Annotated in this window: 18 protein-coding genes and 1 tRNA gene; 15 read left to right on the forward strand and 4 right to left on the reverse strand. The window is 55.0% G+C overall.

All coding sequences use genetic code 11. The annotated features are described in order from the left end of the window. Positions 1-164: 164 nt before the first annotated feature. Both greA and BCF11_RS22110 read left to right on the forward strand, forming a co-directional pair. Entirely contained in the window at positions 165-641 is a 477-nt protein-coding gene (gene greA, locus BCF11_RS22105; RefSeq protein WP_098496648.1) for a transcription elongation factor GreA, read from the forward strand. A 65-nt stretch (positions 642-706) separates the two neighbouring features. Then, the gene (locus BCF11_RS22110; RefSeq protein WP_098496649.1) at positions 707-1,168 is read left to right on the forward strand and encodes a DUF4149 domain-containing protein; all 462 of its coding nucleotides are present in this window, start codon (positions 707-709) and stop codon (positions 1,166-1,168) included. A gap of 111 nt (positions 1,169-1,279) precedes the next feature. Here BCF11_RS22110 and BCF11_RS22115 read toward each other — a convergent pair whose 3' ends face one another. Further along, positions 1,280-1,750 carry a YhbY family RNA-binding protein gene (locus BCF11_RS22115; protein WP_061941611.1) on the reverse strand — a complete coding sequence of 157 codons (471 nt, stop codon included), beginning with the start codon at positions 1,748-1,750 and terminating at the stop codon, positions 1,280-1,282. A gap of 31 nt (positions 1,751-1,781) precedes the next feature. On the opposite strand from BCF11_RS22115, the gene BCF11_RS22120 reads away from it, so the two are divergent. The 7 genes from BCF11_RS22120 to BCF11_RS22150 all read left to right on the forward strand — a co-directional run bounded on the left by BCF11_RS22120 (position 1,782) and on the right by BCF11_RS22150 (position 9,405). Further along, positions 1,782-2,426 (forward strand): RlmE family RNA methyltransferase, encoded by a 645-nt coding sequence (locus BCF11_RS22120; protein ID WP_098496650.1) that lies wholly within the window; start codon positions 1,782-1,784, stop codon positions 2,424-2,426. A 228-nt stretch (positions 2,427-2,654) separates the two neighbouring features. Beyond that, entirely contained in the window at positions 2,655-4,544 is a 1,890-nt protein-coding gene (gene ftsH, locus BCF11_RS22125; RefSeq protein WP_098496651.1) for an ATP-dependent zinc metalloprotease FtsH, read from the forward strand. Between the two features lie 192 nt (positions 4,545-4,736). Further along, a complete protein-coding gene (gene folP / locus BCF11_RS22130; protein ID WP_098496652.1) occupies positions 4,737-5,591 on the forward strand; it encodes a dihydropteroate synthase in 855 nt (284 codons plus the stop codon). Between the two features lie 34 nt (positions 5,592-5,625). Further along, positions 5,626-6,960, forward strand: coding sequence for a phosphoglucosamine mutase (gene glmM, locus BCF11_RS22135; protein WP_098496653.1), 1,335 nt, complete (start codon positions 5,626-5,628; stop codon positions 6,958-6,960). Between the two features lie 51 nt (positions 6,961-7,011). Continuing rightward, positions 7,012-7,710, forward strand: coding sequence for a winged helix-turn-helix domain-containing protein (locus BCF11_RS22140; RefSeq protein WP_098496654.1), 699 nt, complete (start codon positions 7,012-7,014; stop codon positions 7,708-7,710). Positions 7,711-7,712: 2 nt separating this feature from the next. After that, positions 7,713-9,029, forward strand: coding sequence for a phosphate regulon sensor histidine kinase PhoR (gene phoR, locus BCF11_RS22145; protein WP_098496655.1), 1,317 nt, complete (start codon positions 7,713-7,715; stop codon positions 9,027-9,029). Between the two features lie 299 nt (positions 9,030-9,328). Next, a tRNA-Pro gene (locus BCF11_RS22150) sits at positions 9,329-9,405 on the forward strand. Positions 9,406-9,526: 121 nt separating this feature from the next. Here BCF11_RS22150 and BCF11_RS28710 read toward each other — a convergent pair. Then, a complete protein-coding gene (locus tag BCF11_RS28710) occupies positions 9,527-9,691 on the reverse strand; it encodes a hypothetical protein (protein ID WP_369827811.1) in 165 nt (54 codons plus the stop codon). Here BCF11_RS28710 and BCF11_RS22160 point away from each other — a divergent pair. From BCF11_RS22160 to BCF11_RS22175, 5 genes are all read left to right on the forward strand, one after another. Further along, positions 9,664-10,035, forward strand: coding sequence for a hypothetical protein (locus BCF11_RS22160; RefSeq protein WP_143751409.1), 372 nt, complete (start codon positions 9,664-9,666; stop codon positions 10,033-10,035). The genes BCF11_RS28710 and BCF11_RS22160 overlap by 28 nt on opposite strands. 40 nt (positions 10,036-10,075) lie before the next feature. Continuing rightward, positions 10,076-10,246: a hypothetical protein gene (locus BCF11_RS28075; protein ID WP_158229257.1), complete on the forward strand. Its 171-nt coding sequence runs from the start codon at positions 10,076-10,078 to the stop codon at positions 10,244-10,246. Positions 10,247-10,341: 95 nt separating this feature from the next. Next, positions 10,342-10,638 (forward strand): hypothetical protein, encoded by a 297-nt coding sequence (locus BCF11_RS22165; protein ID WP_098496658.1) that lies wholly within the window; start codon positions 10,342-10,344, stop codon positions 10,636-10,638. A gap of 308 nt (positions 10,639-10,946) precedes the next feature. Further along, positions 10,947-11,243 carry a helix-turn-helix transcriptional regulator gene (locus tag BCF11_RS22170; RefSeq protein WP_098496659.1) on the forward strand — a complete coding sequence of 99 codons (297 nt, stop codon included), beginning with the start codon at positions 10,947-10,949 and terminating at the stop codon, positions 11,241-11,243. Positions 11,244-11,297: 54 nt separating this feature from the next. After that, on the forward strand, positions 11,298-11,516 hold the full coding sequence (locus BCF11_RS22175) for a hypothetical protein (protein ID WP_098496660.1): 219 nt from the start codon (positions 11,298-11,300) through the stop codon (positions 11,514-11,516). A 135-nt stretch (positions 11,517-11,651) separates the two neighbouring features. Here BCF11_RS22175 and BCF11_RS22180 read toward each other — a convergent pair whose 3' ends face one another. Next, positions 11,652-13,262: a diguanylate cyclase gene (locus BCF11_RS22180; protein ID WP_098496661.1), complete on the reverse strand. Its 1,611-nt coding sequence runs from the start codon at positions 13,260-13,262 to the stop codon at positions 11,652-11,654. A gap of 395 nt (positions 13,263-13,657) precedes the next feature. Between BCF11_RS22180 and BCF11_RS22185 the strand changes: the two genes are divergently transcribed. After that, positions 13,658-14,074: a hypothetical protein gene (locus BCF11_RS22185; RefSeq protein WP_098496662.1), complete on the forward strand. Its 417-nt coding sequence runs from the start codon at positions 13,658-13,660 to the stop codon at positions 14,072-14,074. Between the two features lie 73 nt (positions 14,075-14,147). Here the strand turns inward: BCF11_RS22185 and BCF11_RS22190 are convergent, their stop codons facing one another. Further along, complete coding sequence (locus BCF11_RS22190; protein ID WP_098496663.1) at positions 14,148-16,535, reverse strand: GspE/PulE family protein; 2,388 nt, start codon at positions 16,533-16,535, stop codon at positions 14,148-14,150. Positions 16,536-16,581: the final 46 nt, after the last annotated feature.

The raw sequence follows: 16,581 nt of genomic DNA on the forward strand, positions 1-16,581 counted from the left end.
GCTGTCTGGAAGCCGCCGAAACGTACAATTTAGCTACAGAAGTTCCTGCGGAGGTCATAAGCGCGCCCTTTTTCGGTACGTTTTTGACCTCCGTGACCTTTTATTGCGTACGTGATAAAACCAGCGTCATAAACCTTATTTAATATTTGTTGAATACCATCCCTATGAGCTCAGTACCTCTTACCAAGCATGGCGCACAATTGTTGAAAGATGAGTTGCATCATTTGAAAACCAAAGAGCGTCAAACTGTCATCAAGGCCATCGCAGAAGCGCGCGCACATGGCGATCTTTCGGAAAACGCGGATTACGATGCGGCGAAAGAGCGGCAAGGTTTTGTCGAAGGCCGGATTGCCGACCTGGAAGGGAAGCTGGGAGCCGCACAGGTTATTGATCCGGCAACCCTGGATGCGGACGGGCGCGTGGTGTTTGCCTCTACGGTCGATCTGGAAGACCTGGAATCGGGCGACAAGGTAACTTATCAAATCGTCGGTACTGACGAAGCCGACATCAAGCTGTCCAAGGTTTCCGTGACATCACCGATTGCCCGTGCGCTGATCGGCAAGACCGCCGGCGACGTGGTCGGCGTGCAAGCGCCGTCCGGCATCCGCGAGTATGAAATCCTGGAAGTCCGCTACGTCTAAAGCGTGGCCATGACGGCGCCCGGTGGCGCTAGCGCAGCATTCGATCAGAAAATCCAGGAGCAGCGATGTTTGTAGTGCGATGCAGATTGTTAGTCGCGACCTTGTGGGTCGGTAGTTTGTGGACGATAGGCGGCTTGGTTGCGCCGGTCTTGTTCACCACCTTGGCGGACCGTGTGCTGGCTGGCACCATTGCCGGCAACCTGTTCCGCATCGAAGCTTGGCTGACCGTGGTTTGCGGCGTCCTGCTGATCTTGCTGTTCAGTTATCGCACCCATGACGATTCGGCGCCGCTGCGCAAGACCTTGCTGCGTTTTACTTTGCTGATGCTGGCTTGCACCGTGGCCGGTTATTTCTGCCTGCAGCCTTTCATGGCTAGCCTGCGCGAAGCAGCGGCTCTGACAGGCGGCGTCATGAGTGACGGCGCCAGGACGCAGTTCGGCATCCTGCACGGGGTTTCCAGCGGGATTTACCTGATCCAGGGCTTGCTTGGGGTCGGATTGATCTTGAAATTGCGCAGCTTGCGCTAGAGGCAAGGCCTCGCAGGGTATGGGGAGGGCGCTAGCAGAATGCTTGCGCCGCCGTAGCGGAATACGGCCCCCTCGGTATTGAGATGTGATGGCTGCCGAAGCGGCCGGTCATTAACGGCCCAATGCCGATTTCTTGCTGCTCTTCTGGCGCGGTTTGGCGCGTTTGATGTTGCCGCCCTGGGTCACGCGCTCATTGCCCTTGACCATGACCTTGGTCACCGACGGCCGCTTGGTGCCGCTCGGGCTAGGCTTGACGATGGTGACTTCGCGCATACCGCGTCCGCGGGTTTCGCTGCGTTCTTTGGCAGCATCTTTCTGTGGCCGGTACAAGACCAGCAGCTTGCCGATGTGTTGCACCGGCGCTGCGCCAAGTTTTTCACAAATAGTTTCGTAGATGGCGATCCGTGCCTCGCGATCATCACCGAATACACGCACTTTAATCAGGCCATGCGCATTCAGGCTTAAATCGATCTCTTTCATCAGGGTTGGCTTCAAGCCATCTTCGCTGATCAGGACCACAGGATCCAGACCGTGGGCCTGGGAACGGAGCTCGCTACGCTCGGCAGATGTAAGTTTCAACATAAAAATTCCTTAAAAACGGTATTCTACGCGAATGGCAAAGAAGAAATTAAACAAAAACTGGCTGCACGACCACATTAACGACCCTTATGTGAAGCTGGCGCAGAAAGAAGGCTACCGTGCGCGGGCTGCTTACAAGCTGAAAGAAATCGACGAACTGGACAAGCTGATCAAGCCCGGCCAGATCATTGTCGACCTTGGCTCCACTCCCGGCAGCTGGTCACAGTATGCCCGCAACAAGCTGGCCGGCCAGGATGGCGGCGGCATCCACGGCATGATCATCGGCCTCGACATCCTGCCGATGGATCCTATCGCCGACGTCCATTTCATCCAGGGCGACTTCCGCGAAGCGGACAGCCTGCGCAAGCTGGAGCGCCTGCTGGAGGGGCGCAAGGTGGATCTGGTGCTGTCCGACATGGCGCCCAATCTGTCCGGCATCGCCATATCCGACGCCGCGCGGGTCGAGGAAATTATCGATTTGGCAATTGAATTCGCGCAGATGCACATGAAACCGACCGGCGCCTTGCTGGCGAAATGCTTCAACGGCACCGGCTACAACGAAGTACTGATGAAATTTCGCCAGGAGTTCAAAACCGTGGCGTCGAGGAAGCCCAAGGCCAGCCGCGATAAGTCGTCGGAAATCTTCCTCCTTGGAAAGACACTGAAAAATCCGCGTTAATCAGCATTTTTTCCTTGAATTCCCATAGATACGGCCGCATATCCCCCTAAAGGGGCTAGTCTGGAAATCGGCAGAACCGGCTGAAAAAATATTTGTTTAGCTATTTTTTCAGCCGCGGCCCCTAACTCAGGCCAGCCTCCTAGCAAGCTGTACCTATTCCGAGTAAAATCAAAGGAATATCTCGATGCTGTACCTATGTCAGGCGCGCAGCGCGTCCAAGGAGTTCTAGTGAACAACATGTTTTCCAAAGCCGCCATCTGGGTGGTCATCGCCCTGGTGCTTTTCACCGTATTCAAGCAGTTCGACGGGCGCGGGCTGGCGGCCAGCGGCGCGGGGCCGATTGCCTATTCCGATCTGATCACTGAAATCAGGGCAGGGCACATCACTGATGCGACGATCGAAGGCAGCAGCATTGTCGCCAGCACTTCGGACGGCAAGAAAGTGAAAACCGCCATTACCGTGCTGGATCGCGGCCTGATCGGCGACTTGGTCAACAACAACGTTAAATTTGAAGTCAAGCAGCCGGAAGAGCCTTCGTTCCTGCAGCAGATCTTCATCTCTTGGTTCCCGATGATCCTGTTGCTGGGCGTCTGGATTTTCTTCATGCGCCAGATGCAGGGCGGTGGCAAGGGCGGCGCTTTCTCGTTCGGCAAGTCGAAAGCGCGCATGCTGGATGAGAACAGCAATTCCGTGACCTTTGCCGATGTCGCCGGTTGCGATGAAGCCAAGGAAGAAGTATCCGAGCTGGTCGATTTCCTGCGCGATCCGACCAAGTTCCAGAAACTGGGCGGCCGCATTCCGCACGGCGTGCTGATGGTTGGTCCTCCGGGTACCGGTAAGACCTTGCTGGCGCGCGCCATCGCCGGCGAAGCGAAAGTACCGTTCTTCACCATTTCCGGTTCTGATTTCGTCGAAATGTTCGTCGGTGTCGGCGCCTCCCGTGTGCGCGACATGTTTGAAAACGCCAAGAAGCACGCTCCCTGCATTATCTTCATCGATGAAATCGATGCGGTCGGTCGTCATCGCGGCGCCGGCATGGGCGGCGGCAATGATGAGCGCGAACAGACGTTGAACCAGATGCTGGTCGAGATGGATGGCTTTGAAGCCAATTCCGGCGTGATCGTGATCGCTGCCACCAACCGTTCCGATGTGCTGGACAAAGCCTTGCTGCGTCCGGGCCGTTTCGACCGCCAGGTGGTGGTCGGCTTGCCGGACATCCGTGGCCGTGAGCAGATTCTGAACGTGCACATGCGCAAAGTGCCTATTTCAACTGACGTCAAGGCTGATATCCTGGCGCGCGGCACTCCTGGTTTCTCGGGCGCCGACCTGGCCAACCTGGTCAATGAAGCAGCCCTGTTTGCAGCCCGCCGCGCCAAGCGCCTGGTGGAGATGCAGGATTTCGAGGATGCCAAGGACAAGATCGTCATGGGCCCTGAGCGCAAATCGGCCGTCATGCGTGAAGAAGAACGCCGCAACACCGCTTATCACGAATCCGGCCATGCCGTGGTCGCCAAGCTCTTGCCCAAGGCTGATCCTGTGCACAAGGTCACCATCATGCCGCGCGGCTTTGCGCTCGGCCTGACCTGGCAGCTGCCTGAGCATGACCGCGTCAACATGTACAAGGACAAGATGCTGGAAGAGATCGCCATCCTGTTCGGCGGCCGTATTTCCGAAGAGATTTTCATGCACCAGATGTCGACTGGCGCTTCCAACGACTTTGAGCGTGCCACCAAGCTGGCGCGCGCGATGGTGACTCGTTACGGCATGTCGGAAAGCCTGGGCACCATGGTCTACGAAGATACTGAGCAAGACGCTTACTTCGGCCGCATGTCGTCCAAGACCGTGTCGGAAGCCACCCAGCAAAAGGTCGATGCGGAAATCCGCAGCATCCTCGATCAGCAGTATGCCTTGTCGCGCCGCCTGCTGGAAGAAAACAAGGAAAAGGTCGAAGCCATGACCAAGGCCCTGCTGGACTGGGAAACCATTGATGCCGACCAGATCAACGACATCATGGAAGGCCTGGAGCCGCGTTTGCCGAAGGCCGGCAGCTCGGTGCGCAAGGCGCCTAGCGACAATTCATCCGGCGGTGTGTCGCCGAGCGCCACTGCCCCGGCCTGATCCGCTTAACCGCGCCTGGCCGGCGTAGCTTGTGAACGCGCGATATGCCAACAAGATTGAGCAGCAAGGGTGAGGAGCGATCCTCACCCTTTTTATTTGAGCGCCGGCTTTGTGACGATGCTTGAAATTATATCGTCCATGACAAATCAGTCTGCCTTAAGCAAGCTTTTTCCAAAACCAATATAAATCACTATGCAACAATTTTTCCAATGCGGCCGCTACCGGCTGCCGGTCAATACGCCCGAGGCGCGGCCGCTGGTGATGGGCATCCTCAATATCACGCCCGATTCGTTTTCCGACGGCGGCAAATTCCATGCGCTGGATTTTGCCTTGTCGCATGCGGAGCAGATGATTGCCGACGGCGTCGATATCATCGACATCGGCGGCGAATCGAGCCGCCCCGGCAGTCCAGCAGTGTCGCTGGAAGAGGAGCTGGATCGCGTCATGCCGGCGATCTACGCCTTGCGTGATTGCGGCAAGCCTCTTTCCATCGATACCTACAAGCCGGCAGTCATGCGCGAGGCGATCGCCGCCGGCGCCGACCTGATCAACGATATCAACGGCTTTCGCGGCGCCGGTGCGCTGGAGGCGGTGAGCGACAGCGATTGCGGCTTGTGCGTCATGCATATGCAGGCGGATCCGCAAACCATGCAATCAAGGCCCGAATATCAGGATGTGGTAGCCGAAGTCAGCGCCTTTTTGAGTGAGCGCGTTACTGTCCTGGAGCTGGCTGGTGTTGCAAGAAATCGCATCAGCATCGATCCAGGCTTTGGCTTTGGCAAGACCTTGGCGCATAATGTTGCATTGTTGCAAAGCATAGGCGATATCCAGCGTAGCCTGGATTTGCCGCTGCTGGCGGGAATTTCACGCAAATCGATGCTGGGCGAACTCACCGGGAAGCCGGTCGAGCGGCGCCTGGCGGGTAGTCTGGCAGCTGCCTTGGCGGCGGTAGTCCAGGGCGCCCGGATCGTGCGGGTACACGATGTGGCGGAAACGGTTGATGCGCTCAAGGTTTGGCGCGCAGCGAATATATCAAAAGCAATGTGATTGTGATTCACACAAAAACTGACTGAAGGTTGAAATGACAAGAAAATATTTTGGCACCGACGGCGTGCGAGGCCGAGTAGGCGTGGCGCCGATTACCCCTGATTTCGTCATGAAGCTGGGTTACGCCGCCGGCAAGGTGCTGGCGCAGGGGAAAGCGGGCAGCAGGCCAACCGTTCTGATCGGCAAGGACACCCGGGTTTCCGGCTACATGCTGGAAGCGGCGCTGGAAGCCGGCTTTGCCGCCGCCGGGGTCGACGTCATGCTGGCGGGCCCGATGCCGACGCCGGCGATTGCCTACCTGACGCGGGCCCTGCGCCTGGCGGCCGGAGTGGTGATTTCGGCTTCGCACAATCCATATGAAGACAACGGCATCAAGTTCTTTTCCGCACAAGGCAACAAGCTGCCGGATGCGGTGGAGGCCGCGATTGAGGCGGCACTGGAACTGCCGATGGACTGCGTCGCCTCCGACAAGCTAGGCAAGGCCAGGCGATTGGACGACGCCGCCGGACGCTATATCGAATTCTGCAAAAGCACCTTTCCTAACGAGCTGGATTTGCGCGGCCTGACGATCGTGGTCGATAGCGCCCATGGCGCCGCCTATCATATTGCGCCGCACGTGTTCCACGAACTGGGCGCGGAAGTGATTGCAATCGGCAACCAGCCCAACGGCTTCAACATCAATGCCGGCTTTGGCGCCACGGCGCCGGACGCGCTGGCGCTGGCGGTGCGCGCCAATCGCGCCGATATTGGCATCGCGCTGGACGGCGACGCCGACCGCCTGCTGATGGTCGATGCGACGGGCCGTATCTACAACGGCGACGAGCTGCTCTACGTGATGGTCAAGGACCGCATGAAGATCGGGCCGGTGAAAGGCGCGGTCGGCACCCTGATGACGAATATGGCGCTGGAAGTGGCGTTCCGCAACATGGGCGTCGAGTTTGCGCGCGCCAGTGTCGGCGACCGCTACGTGCTGGAAGTGATGAAGGAGCGCGGCTGGAACCTTGGCGGCGAGGGCTCCGGCCATCTGCTGTGCCTGGACAAGCACACCACTGGCGACGGCATCGTCTCTGCCCTGCAGGTACTGTCGGCGCTGAAGCGCACCGGTGAAACCCTGGCGCAGCTGACGGCTGATATTGCACTCTATCCGCAGACGCTGATCAACGTCAAAGTCGCTGCAGGTTTCGACTGGAAGAAGAATCCGGCGATGGTGGCGGAGAAAGAAGCAGTGGAGCGCGAACTGGGCGACAACGGCCGCGTGCTGATCCGCGCCTCCGGCACCGAGCCGCTGATCCGGGTCATGGTGGAAGCCAAGGGCGCCGACCTGGCGCAGGCGATGGCGCGCCGGATTGCGGATAAAGTGGGCGCCTGAATTGTTGCTGAACTATTGCTGAATTGCTGGATTGAATAGAGTTAATGCCTGATGTCGAAATATCAAACCCACATTCTGATTGTCGAAGATGAGCCAGGCATCGCCGAGCTGCTGCGCTTTACGCTCGACGATGCCGGCTTTTCCTGTGAGATTGCGTATAGCGCCGCCGAGGCGCGTCAGGCTATCGTCGGTGTCTTGCCCAAGGCGGTATTGCTGGACTGGATGCTGCCGGACACTTCCGGCCTGGCGCTGCTGCAGGAATGGCGCGGCCAGACGCGCAGCGCCACGCTGCCGGTCATCATGCTGACCGCCAAAGGCATGGACGAGGACAAGGTCAGAGGGCTCAACGCGGGCGCCGATGACTATGTCACCAAACCGTTTTCACCGAAGGAGCTGATCGCGCGCATCCAGGCACTGTTGCGGCGCAAAGTGCCGGAACTCGGACAAAGCCTGCTGACGCACGGCTTGATCCGCATCGATACCGACCGCTACCAGGTCACTGTCGATGAGCGGGAAGTGGAGCTGGACCAGGCAGAATTCAAGCTGTTGCGTTTCCTGGTGGCGCATCCTGACCGGATTTTCTCGCGCGCGCAATTGCTCGATAAAGTCTGGGGCGACCATACTTTTATCGAGGAACGCACGGTCGACGTTCACATCATGCGCCTGCGCAAATCGCTCGGCCTGGCCGCCGACTATGTCAAGACGGTGCGCGGCGTCGGCTATAAGCTCAACGCTGAGCCGGCGGCGTGACCATGCCGGTAGCCAGCACGCGCAGCGCACGCAAATTCTGGGTGCCGGCGCTGCTCTGGTTTGGCCTCTTGTCCTTGATTGCGGTGGCGGTAGGGGCTGCCTTCGGCACAGTCGTCGGCCTGCTGTTCTACAGCTTGTCGTTGGCGAGCCTGTTGTTTTTGCAGATGCGCTCGCTCTATCAGATCGAACAATGGCTGGACGCTCCGGTCGGTAGGCCGCGGCCGAAAACCTGGGGCTTGTGGGCGCATGCATTCGCGGCGCTGGAAGACATCCGCCACGAAGACGAACGCTCGCGCGCCGAAATGGCGGAGTGGCTGGCGCGCTTCCGCCAAGCCATGAGCCTGCTGCCGGATGGCGTCGTGATTGTCGACGGCGTCATGCATCTGGAGTGGTGCAATCCGGCGGCGCAGAGCCATCTGGGGCTCGACCTGAAGCGCGATGAAGGACGCTTGCTGACCAACCTGATCCGCTCTCCGGATTTCGTCGACTACATGCTGTCGGGCCGGTTCGAGCAGCCTTTGCCCTTCATGCACCACGACCGAAAAATCCTGGTGCAGCTGATTTCTTTCGAAAGCCGGCGCCAGATCCTGGTGACGCACGACGTCACGCAAAACGAAAAAATGGATACCATGCGGCGCGATTTTATCGCCAACGCATCGCATGAGCTGCGCACGCCGCTGACGGTCATCAACGGTTTTCTGGAGCATGCGCTGAGCAGCGAGATGAGCGAAGAAACCCGCCAGCGCCAGCTACATCTGATGGCGGAGCAGGGGCAGCGCATGCAGCGGCTGGTGGCCGACATGCTGACGCTGACCCGGCTGGAATCGCTGGTGCAGCCGCCCTCCGGCGACACTGTGCGCATCAAACCCCTGCTCACCCGTATCGTGGAAGAGGCGAGGGCGCTGTCGGGCGGCAAGCACAGCATTACATTGCGGCAGGTGCAGGAGGTCGACCTGAAAGGCAATCACGATGAACTGGAAAGCGCATTTGTGAATCTGCTGTCGAATGCGGTGCGCTATACACCCGACGGTGGCCACATCGATGTCAGCTGGGCCATCGAAGACGATAGTGCGGCTTTGATCGTGGCCGACGATGGCATCGGCATCGCGGCAGAACATTTGAACCGGCTCACCGAGCGTTTCTATCGCGTCGATAAAACCCGCTCGCGCGCGACGCAGGGAACGGGTCTCGGGCTGGCCATCGTGAAACATGTTTTATTGCGACACCGCGGCCGCCTGGAAATTTCTTCCGAATATGGCAAGGGCAGTCGTTTCAAAGTTATTTTTCAGCGTGCGCAATTGGCCTTGCGACAGGATTAAAATCCTGTCGGATAAATCTGTAAATGATTTTGCGCTATCGATTTGCTTAAAACATCGGCAGCTTTTTTACAAATCTGCTGACGTATTAAGCAGAACTGAAAAAAGTTTGAATATTTGTCGAAAAAGACGTTTTTTTTGTCGCATATTTTTCTGAAATCTGGTCTAATCCGTCTCTCAAGTTTTTCAGCAGATAAGTTGTTGGCGGTACCGTTATTGGGTTGGTTTTTGCAGCAAAATTTAAAAATTTTCCTGTATAAAAATTTGACAAAAATCGGAATACTGTTTATTATCTTGCTTCTCGGAGTGTAGCGCAGCCCGGTAGCGCACCTGGTTTGGGACCAGGGGGTCCAAGGTTCGAATCCTTGTACTCCGACCATATTTAAGCTGTAAGATCAAGGACTTAGAAGAGAAATCTTCTAGGTCCTTTTTCTTTGTGCGCAACTTTTTGCGCGACTATCCGTTGCTTATTCTAAGCAAGGTGGAGGTATTCCGCGTTTCTACCCAAGATTTGCCATCTCGATAAGCTGTGCAATAGTCGGTGTTGCGTACTGCTCCGACGTATTGTTTGCCGCATGATCCATCAATACGGCCCGGTCCTCGGAAAGGACGCCAGCATCACGCAGGCGCCGCCCAAATGTATGCCTTAAATCATGGACACGCACTTGCTCAAGGCCAGCTCGTTTCCGTGCCTCTTGCCACCAGCACGCTATTGCCCCAGACGCTCAGTATCTTCTTTCTCAATCCGGACGTGACATCTCAAAAAATCACGCCAAGGGACGATCTCGTTTCGTGGAAGTGGATGCTCAATAAGAAGGATGTGACGATTGTTGTTGCCACTGAGCGCGGTGTCCATCTGAATGTCCGCGAGGTGGCAAATCGCCTTATACGCCTGTGGGTGCCGCAGTTCGCGGTGCAGGACAAGGCCATCAATATGCTGTTGTCGGAAAATGACTTGGATGAACTGCCGATCCTGCCGTCGATGGCAGGCGGCTCCTTTTTGCACTAGACGGAAGAGGCACGACCACCTGTACGCTTCGTTGCCTGGCTTGATTGGACAGCGTTTTGCGGATGCCATTGATGAGCGTGTGCTGGGATTCAATGGCGACGGCATGACGGCCGATCAAAAGAAGAAATTCGGCGACGGCATCATGAAAAATAATCCTGAAACGTCGGTGCGCGACGCGCTGGTAGATGACCGGCAAGTCAGTGATAGCTAGCGCTTGCGAATTGAACCCGTGATCAAAAACAATAAAAGCTTGTATGGTGACGGGGCGATCTCAGTAGGTGCCGCCTATAAAAATATGGGAATAAGATGCGCACGGGCGAGTTCTTTGCGCAGGATGCGAGGGCGACGCAAGCGCAGAGTGTCATTCCATCGCTGGCGGCGGTGCCGAATATCTCTGCCGTCCCGAATATGCCGACTGCTCCTGCTGTTGCGCAGATACCGGATATTCCCGAGATCGCATCAATCTTGCCGGCCACACAGTTCAATGCCAGAGCGTCGAGTACGTCGATGATGGTCGTGGCGCCGAAGTTTGACGTTGGCCAAGATTTGCGTGACAGAAAAACTGCCCATGTAGTTACGGGCGGGATGTCAGAGGGGGCTTAAAGATTAGATAGCTTTGCTGCCAATGTGGCTCTCTCGATCATGCGATGAGGTGTTGAATGGATGGGAATAGGTTAGTATGCATTATATTGCAACAGGGAAACATTTTGGATGGATTCGGGCGACTTCCTCAGTTCGGACGTTTGGCCGGTCAAACAAAATTGCTCATCGCTTGGCGGCGTATGCCCTGCATGCTGCCACCTGAGGCATTTGCGGTTCGTGAGCGAAAGCAATAGTCTCGTTAGCGGAGTAGATGGGGTTTTGCGAAATAATAACTAGGGAGATTCGTCCTTTTACCACAAGGAAATCGCATGAAAAATAAGAGGGAACTCCTCGAAGGCGACCCTACAACACTTGCAGATTTTTTAAGGGCGGTACGCAAGCAGCAAAAGGGAGGAAATGGTAAGCCGTTAACGTTAACTGCTATTCACAATCGTTGTGGGTTACCGATACCCATACTTTCCAAATTGGAAGCGGGCCAAATTCTTGACCCGAGAAGTTCCACGCTGAAAAGTATGTTGCACGGTTACGGCCTTGCCTTCGAAGATGTGGCACGATATTTGCCGCTGAGGGCGAACAACAAGATGCAACGTGTAATCGTTAAATAGGAGATGGACGTGCCGCACTTGATGTTTTGCATGCCGATTGTGACGGTATAGCGCATGCAACTGATTTTGTCATCGGGCACAGAGTTCTGCGGCGACCTGCTGCTGGACGCCTGCCTGCATTCCGGTCTGGAGCCGATGCCGATGACGCTAGAAGCGGTCGTCATCAGAGCGACCGATGCAACGATAGCCGGGCTCAAGCAAGGCGCCAGTATCAGCGTGGCCAATGAGGGGTGCGTATTTCGCGTCGTCCAGGTCAAGCGCGGCAAGATATAGGCGGACCCGCCGGAATTTCGCTTGCTCAGGTCGCTGCGGTCAACGCAGGAAACGCTGCCAGTTATCGCGTGTAGCGAGAACTAGCCCTAGGGTAGAGAGGATATTATGCGGACTTGCAAAGAGTGACTGGCCACTTTACAGGATGGCAGACGATTCCTGCTGAGTAGTAGCTTGATGAGAGTGAATGACGCTGTTATTTTCGCAGACACGATCACGCCCGCCAGATTTTGCTGCGTAAAGGGCCTTATCGGCTGCTTGTATCAGCTCTAACGGATTATCCAGATCCAGAATGGGGACAAACGCATCAACGCCGGCGCTGACTGTGACCACGCCGGCGGAATTACCCGCATGCTCGATACCCAGGTTGTGGATCTCCAAACGGATTTTTTCGGCAATGACCATTGCGCCGCGTACGTCAGTACCGGGGAGAAGCACGCCAAGCTCTTCCCCGCCGTAACGGGCCGCGACGTCGCCAGGCCGATTCTGATTGGTTTTAATCACCTCGCTGATTTTTCGCAAGCATTCATCGCCTGCTGCGTGACCGTATATATCGTTATATTGTTTGAAGCAGTCGACATCGATCATGACCAGCGCCAGTGAACTTGCCTCTCGCACCGCACGGCTAAATTCCTTGTCCAGAGCAAGGTCAAAATGACGACGATTCGCGAGTCCGGTGAGACCGTCCTGCAATGCCAGCCTTTCGAGCGTCTGGTTGAGTGTTTCTAATGCATCCCGTGCTCGAACCAGTTCCGCTTCGGCATTCAGGCGCAGCTTGATTTGACCGACGAGATGAAATCCCAGCATGCTCAATACGATGAGCAGTATCCCCACGCCGGCGGAATGTAAATAAGTATCTGTAAGCCAATCTGCAAGGATTTCATCTTCCGACAGCGCTGTGGCGACGAATAAGGGATATTGCTCCAAGTGCCGGAAGCTATTCAGGCGCCTAACTCCGTCCAGTGCTGAAACGATAAAAATCGTGCCCATGGCTCTCTTCGCAACGTGGTCACGAAACAGAGGGGTATTTGCTATGCTTTTTCCATTGGTATCCGCCAACAGCGGCCGACGGGTCAGCATGACGCCATTATTCAGTCCAAGCACGATCGCGCCGTGGTGGCCGATATCGAAGCTTTCGTAAAATTTATTGAAGTAATCCATATCGATGGTGGCTAGCGCAACGCCGGCGAAGCTGCCATCGGCATGGCTAATTCTGCGCGAGACAGTGATGATCCATTTGCCTGTTGATCGGCTGCGTATCGGCAGTCCGATGTAAGGCTTGGGATCGAAGTGGGTACTGTGATAGATGAAATAATCCCGGTCTGAATTATTGACGTTGGATGGCGTCGCCGGCAACGCATTAGCGAGCCAATTCCCTTTTTCGTCATAGATGAACAAACCTTGGAGTTGGCGCAGTTCGCGAACCCGTTGGACCAGTAGCTGATGCAGTCGCTGCAAAGCTCCAGGGCCGGTGCCATCAGCTTGTACCCGCTCGACGAGACCGACGAGGGTGGTGTCGGCTGCTTTAATAGTATCGTCCGCATGTTGCGCTATGGCGCGCGTCATATTGGAGGTGGAAACTCCCATTTCCTGCAGCTGAATATTACGGGCTGTCCAACTTCGCCAGCCATCGATGAATACCAAAGACAAACATACAAGAATCACGAAAATCATGGCCAGCGACGTGATTGATATACGTTTGGTGGCTAATCTTGCTTGCCGTGCCAATCTGTCTCGGAGACCGTTCATGGTTTTTATTGTGGGAAGTGATTACAAAATTAAAAGTCGACGTGTCTCTTTTCTATCGTAAAAGGGCATCTGGAAATATGGAAAATGTTTTCTTTTGGAAACTATTATTAATCATAGACCTCCACAGATCAATACAATAGTTATTTATTAATTTCATTGAAACAATCTGCAATTTCGATGGCGGGTTCCGGCACCTAACGCCTTGCATGCCAGAAAATTTTCAACATAAGCGAGAGGGAGCAATCGTTTTCAGCGATTGAAAAGGTGTAGAATAAATTCCAAGTGGCAACATTTTAGTTGGTCGTTGTCAGATATATCAATTGACGCCAACCACCTGCCATTGTTACCAGGAGAGTGGCAACTACGACTCTGCATTCCCTCTTTTAGGAGGATTTATGGACTCAATTCCATTCGAAAAAGTCTCGGTTTCGGAAGCAAAAGCTGTACTTGATGCAGAGCTGCGGAGCAGGCAAGAAAAGAACTGGGAGCAATTGCGCCGCCTGCATGGGCCCGCCGATCTGAAGTTGCAGGAGCAGACATATAATTGGCTGCTGTCGCTACCTACAGAAATTTGGCCTTTGTGGCTCATCAAACATTATCCGCGTATCGCCAACCAATTTGCCGAAGTTTGGCCGCGGCGAGCTGCAGGTGAAAAACTGTTTGCCGAACTCTTGCTGGATCAACGAGGAACCCGCAAAGGTTTTCCTGCGGATGTCTCGCGCGAGATCATGGCTTTGAAGCTCTATTTCGACACCGGAGCAGCCTCGGTTGCCAAGCAGCCGATACAGTTGGAGAAGGCAAATAGCTCTTGATCATGTTGGGTAGAATTCCATCCACCTCTTGAACGGGAGGTGGATTTATCTATTCGCTCTGCCATTATTCGTCTTAGAGCATTCTTACTTGCTCCCAGTCGGTCAAGCCTTGAAATATCTTATCGATTCCATCTTGTTTTAAGGTCCGCATACCTTCTCCAACAGCGGTTTTCAGTATTTCCGGCACATTCGCTTTCGCATGAATTTGTTTCCTGATGGCGGGAGTGTTGAACAGTAATTCGTGCACGCCTAGCCTGCCTTTGTAGCCGCTCTTGTCGCATTTTTCGCAGCCTACGGCCTTGTATAAGGTGAGCGCAGTGCTGCCGTGGCCATATTGTTTTTGCCATTGCGCTACCACGTCGTCTTCCTGCAGTCCGGTTTCCAGGCAATATTCGTAAGCAAGCATCTTGACTTGCTCGGCAGTGGCGGAATAACGTTGGCGGCAGGCCGTGCACAATTTGCGTGTGAGCCGTTGACCGACTACGCCTAACAGCGCATCGGCAAAATTAAACGGGTCTAGGCCGAGATCCAATAAGCGGACGACGCTTTCGACTGCGCTGTTGGTATGCAAGGTGGAAAATACCAGGTGCCCGGTGAGTGAAGCTTCAATGACGGTCCGGGCCGTTTCCGGATCCCTCGTTTCTCCCACCATGATGACATCCGGATCTGCCCGCAAGAAGCTGCGCAATACAGCGGCGAAGGTCAGGTCGATTTTTGCGTGTACCTGCACTTGCCGCAGACCCTTCTGGGTAATTTCTATAGGATCTTCGACCGTCCATATTTTTCGTTCACTGGTATTGATATAACTGAGCAGGGAATGCAAAGTTGTGGTTTTTCCCGACCCGGTTGGACCGCAAACAAATAACAGCCCATGCGGTTTCAGGGCGAGCTTTTTGAGTCCCTCCAGCACAGCGGCAGACAGGCCTAGTGCGTCCAGGGATAGGGCCTTTGGCGCTGCGAGTATGCGCATCACGATATCTTCCATGCCTTCCGTGGTCGGCATGGTGACCACGCGAAGCTCAATTTTGACAGGACCGAACTGCTCGAAATTCAGCTTCCCATCCTGGGAGCGGCGCTTCTCGGAAATATCCAGGCGGCTCATGATCTTAAGGCGGGACACCAGGGCATTGCGGTAGTTTGCCGGAATGTTCGAATAATCGACCATGATGCCGTCCTTGCGAAAGCGGACCCGGGTGGGTTCATTTCCTTTCATGACTTCGATATGGATGTCGGAGGCGCCTTGTTCGAAGGCGTCGAGGATGATCTTGTTGACCAGGCGAACCATGGTGTTGTCGGATTCAGTAATCACCTCATTGCTAACCAGGCTCAGTTCGGCGCCGATGCCATCGTCCATTTTAGAAACGAATTCAGCGATGTCCTGACGCTCTCCCTGCCGGCCATAGAATCTTGAAATGACCTCCACCAGGTCAGTCTCCGACGCCATGACGGGATCAATCGTGAGCTTGGCGCAAAACGATAATTCCTTCAACGCTTCTGACGACAGCGGATCTTCCATCGCCACCACCATGCGCGACTGGGTTCGGTATAGCGGCATCACAATGTATTTTCGCGCCAGGTCGGCAGGTACGATCTTGGTCAAATTCAAGTCAAAATGGAACTGGGGCAGGGTAACGAAGGGAATGCCAAGCTTTTGCGCCAATATTCTTTTAATGCTTTCCTTGGTGACGAAACCCATGCCGACAAGAATTTCACCCAGGTGCAGTTTTCTGTCCTCATTTTGCTTCTTCAGCGCTTGCGCCAGCTGTTCAATGGTGATCAGCTGCTCCTGAATTAATGCTTCTCCCAGCTTAAGGTGGGGCAACGATCGCTGCTTTTGCAAGGCCATTTCTACTTGCACTTCCGTGACCAGGCTCTCTAGCTGCAGATACGCTCCCAGCTTGGATTCCCTCAGCTCGCTTTGCTTCTTTAAGCCGGCGTCGACAGCGTCGGCCGACGCCATTCTGGTGTCTATCAGCATTTTGCCGAGTTTGTCGCCAATTTGATAGCTGGCAATTGCTTCTGTCGGAATAAACCAGCGCACTACCTTGTTGCCGCCGCCGACAAGAAACAGAAAAATCCCGATGTCACGCGGAACGTAACCCACCGTTTCGGAGAGCAAATGTTCGCCGTCCTTGAACGAAATCATGCATTTTTGCCGAATTGAGATGGATAAATTTCCTTGTGTTTCGACCGTTAAAGGCAATTCCATTTTCTTCAACTCTATCGGCGACGTTAAGCGGATGCTTTTGAGATTGGCAAAGCCGATACGCAAGTTGCCGCTGGCGCGTTCCTGATGAAACTCTATCGATGAGGTTTCCAGGTCAAACTCCAGCAGATTGCCGACTTTGCGGCTGCCGTCGGGCATGGCGACGATGCATGGCACCCTGCCATCGTTGGTTGCAGGGGATGCAGAGATTGATTCGAAGTGTGGTGGCAGTGGCCAGTCGAAATCGGTATCCATGAACTTCTCCGTGTTGATTCAAAAACCATCGCATTTCAAGAAAATT

Origin of the sequence: Collimonas sp. PA-H2 (assembly GCF_002564105.1) — a bacterium.
Lineage (GTDB): Bacteria > Pseudomonadota > Gammaproteobacteria > Burkholderiales > Burkholderiaceae_D > Collimonas.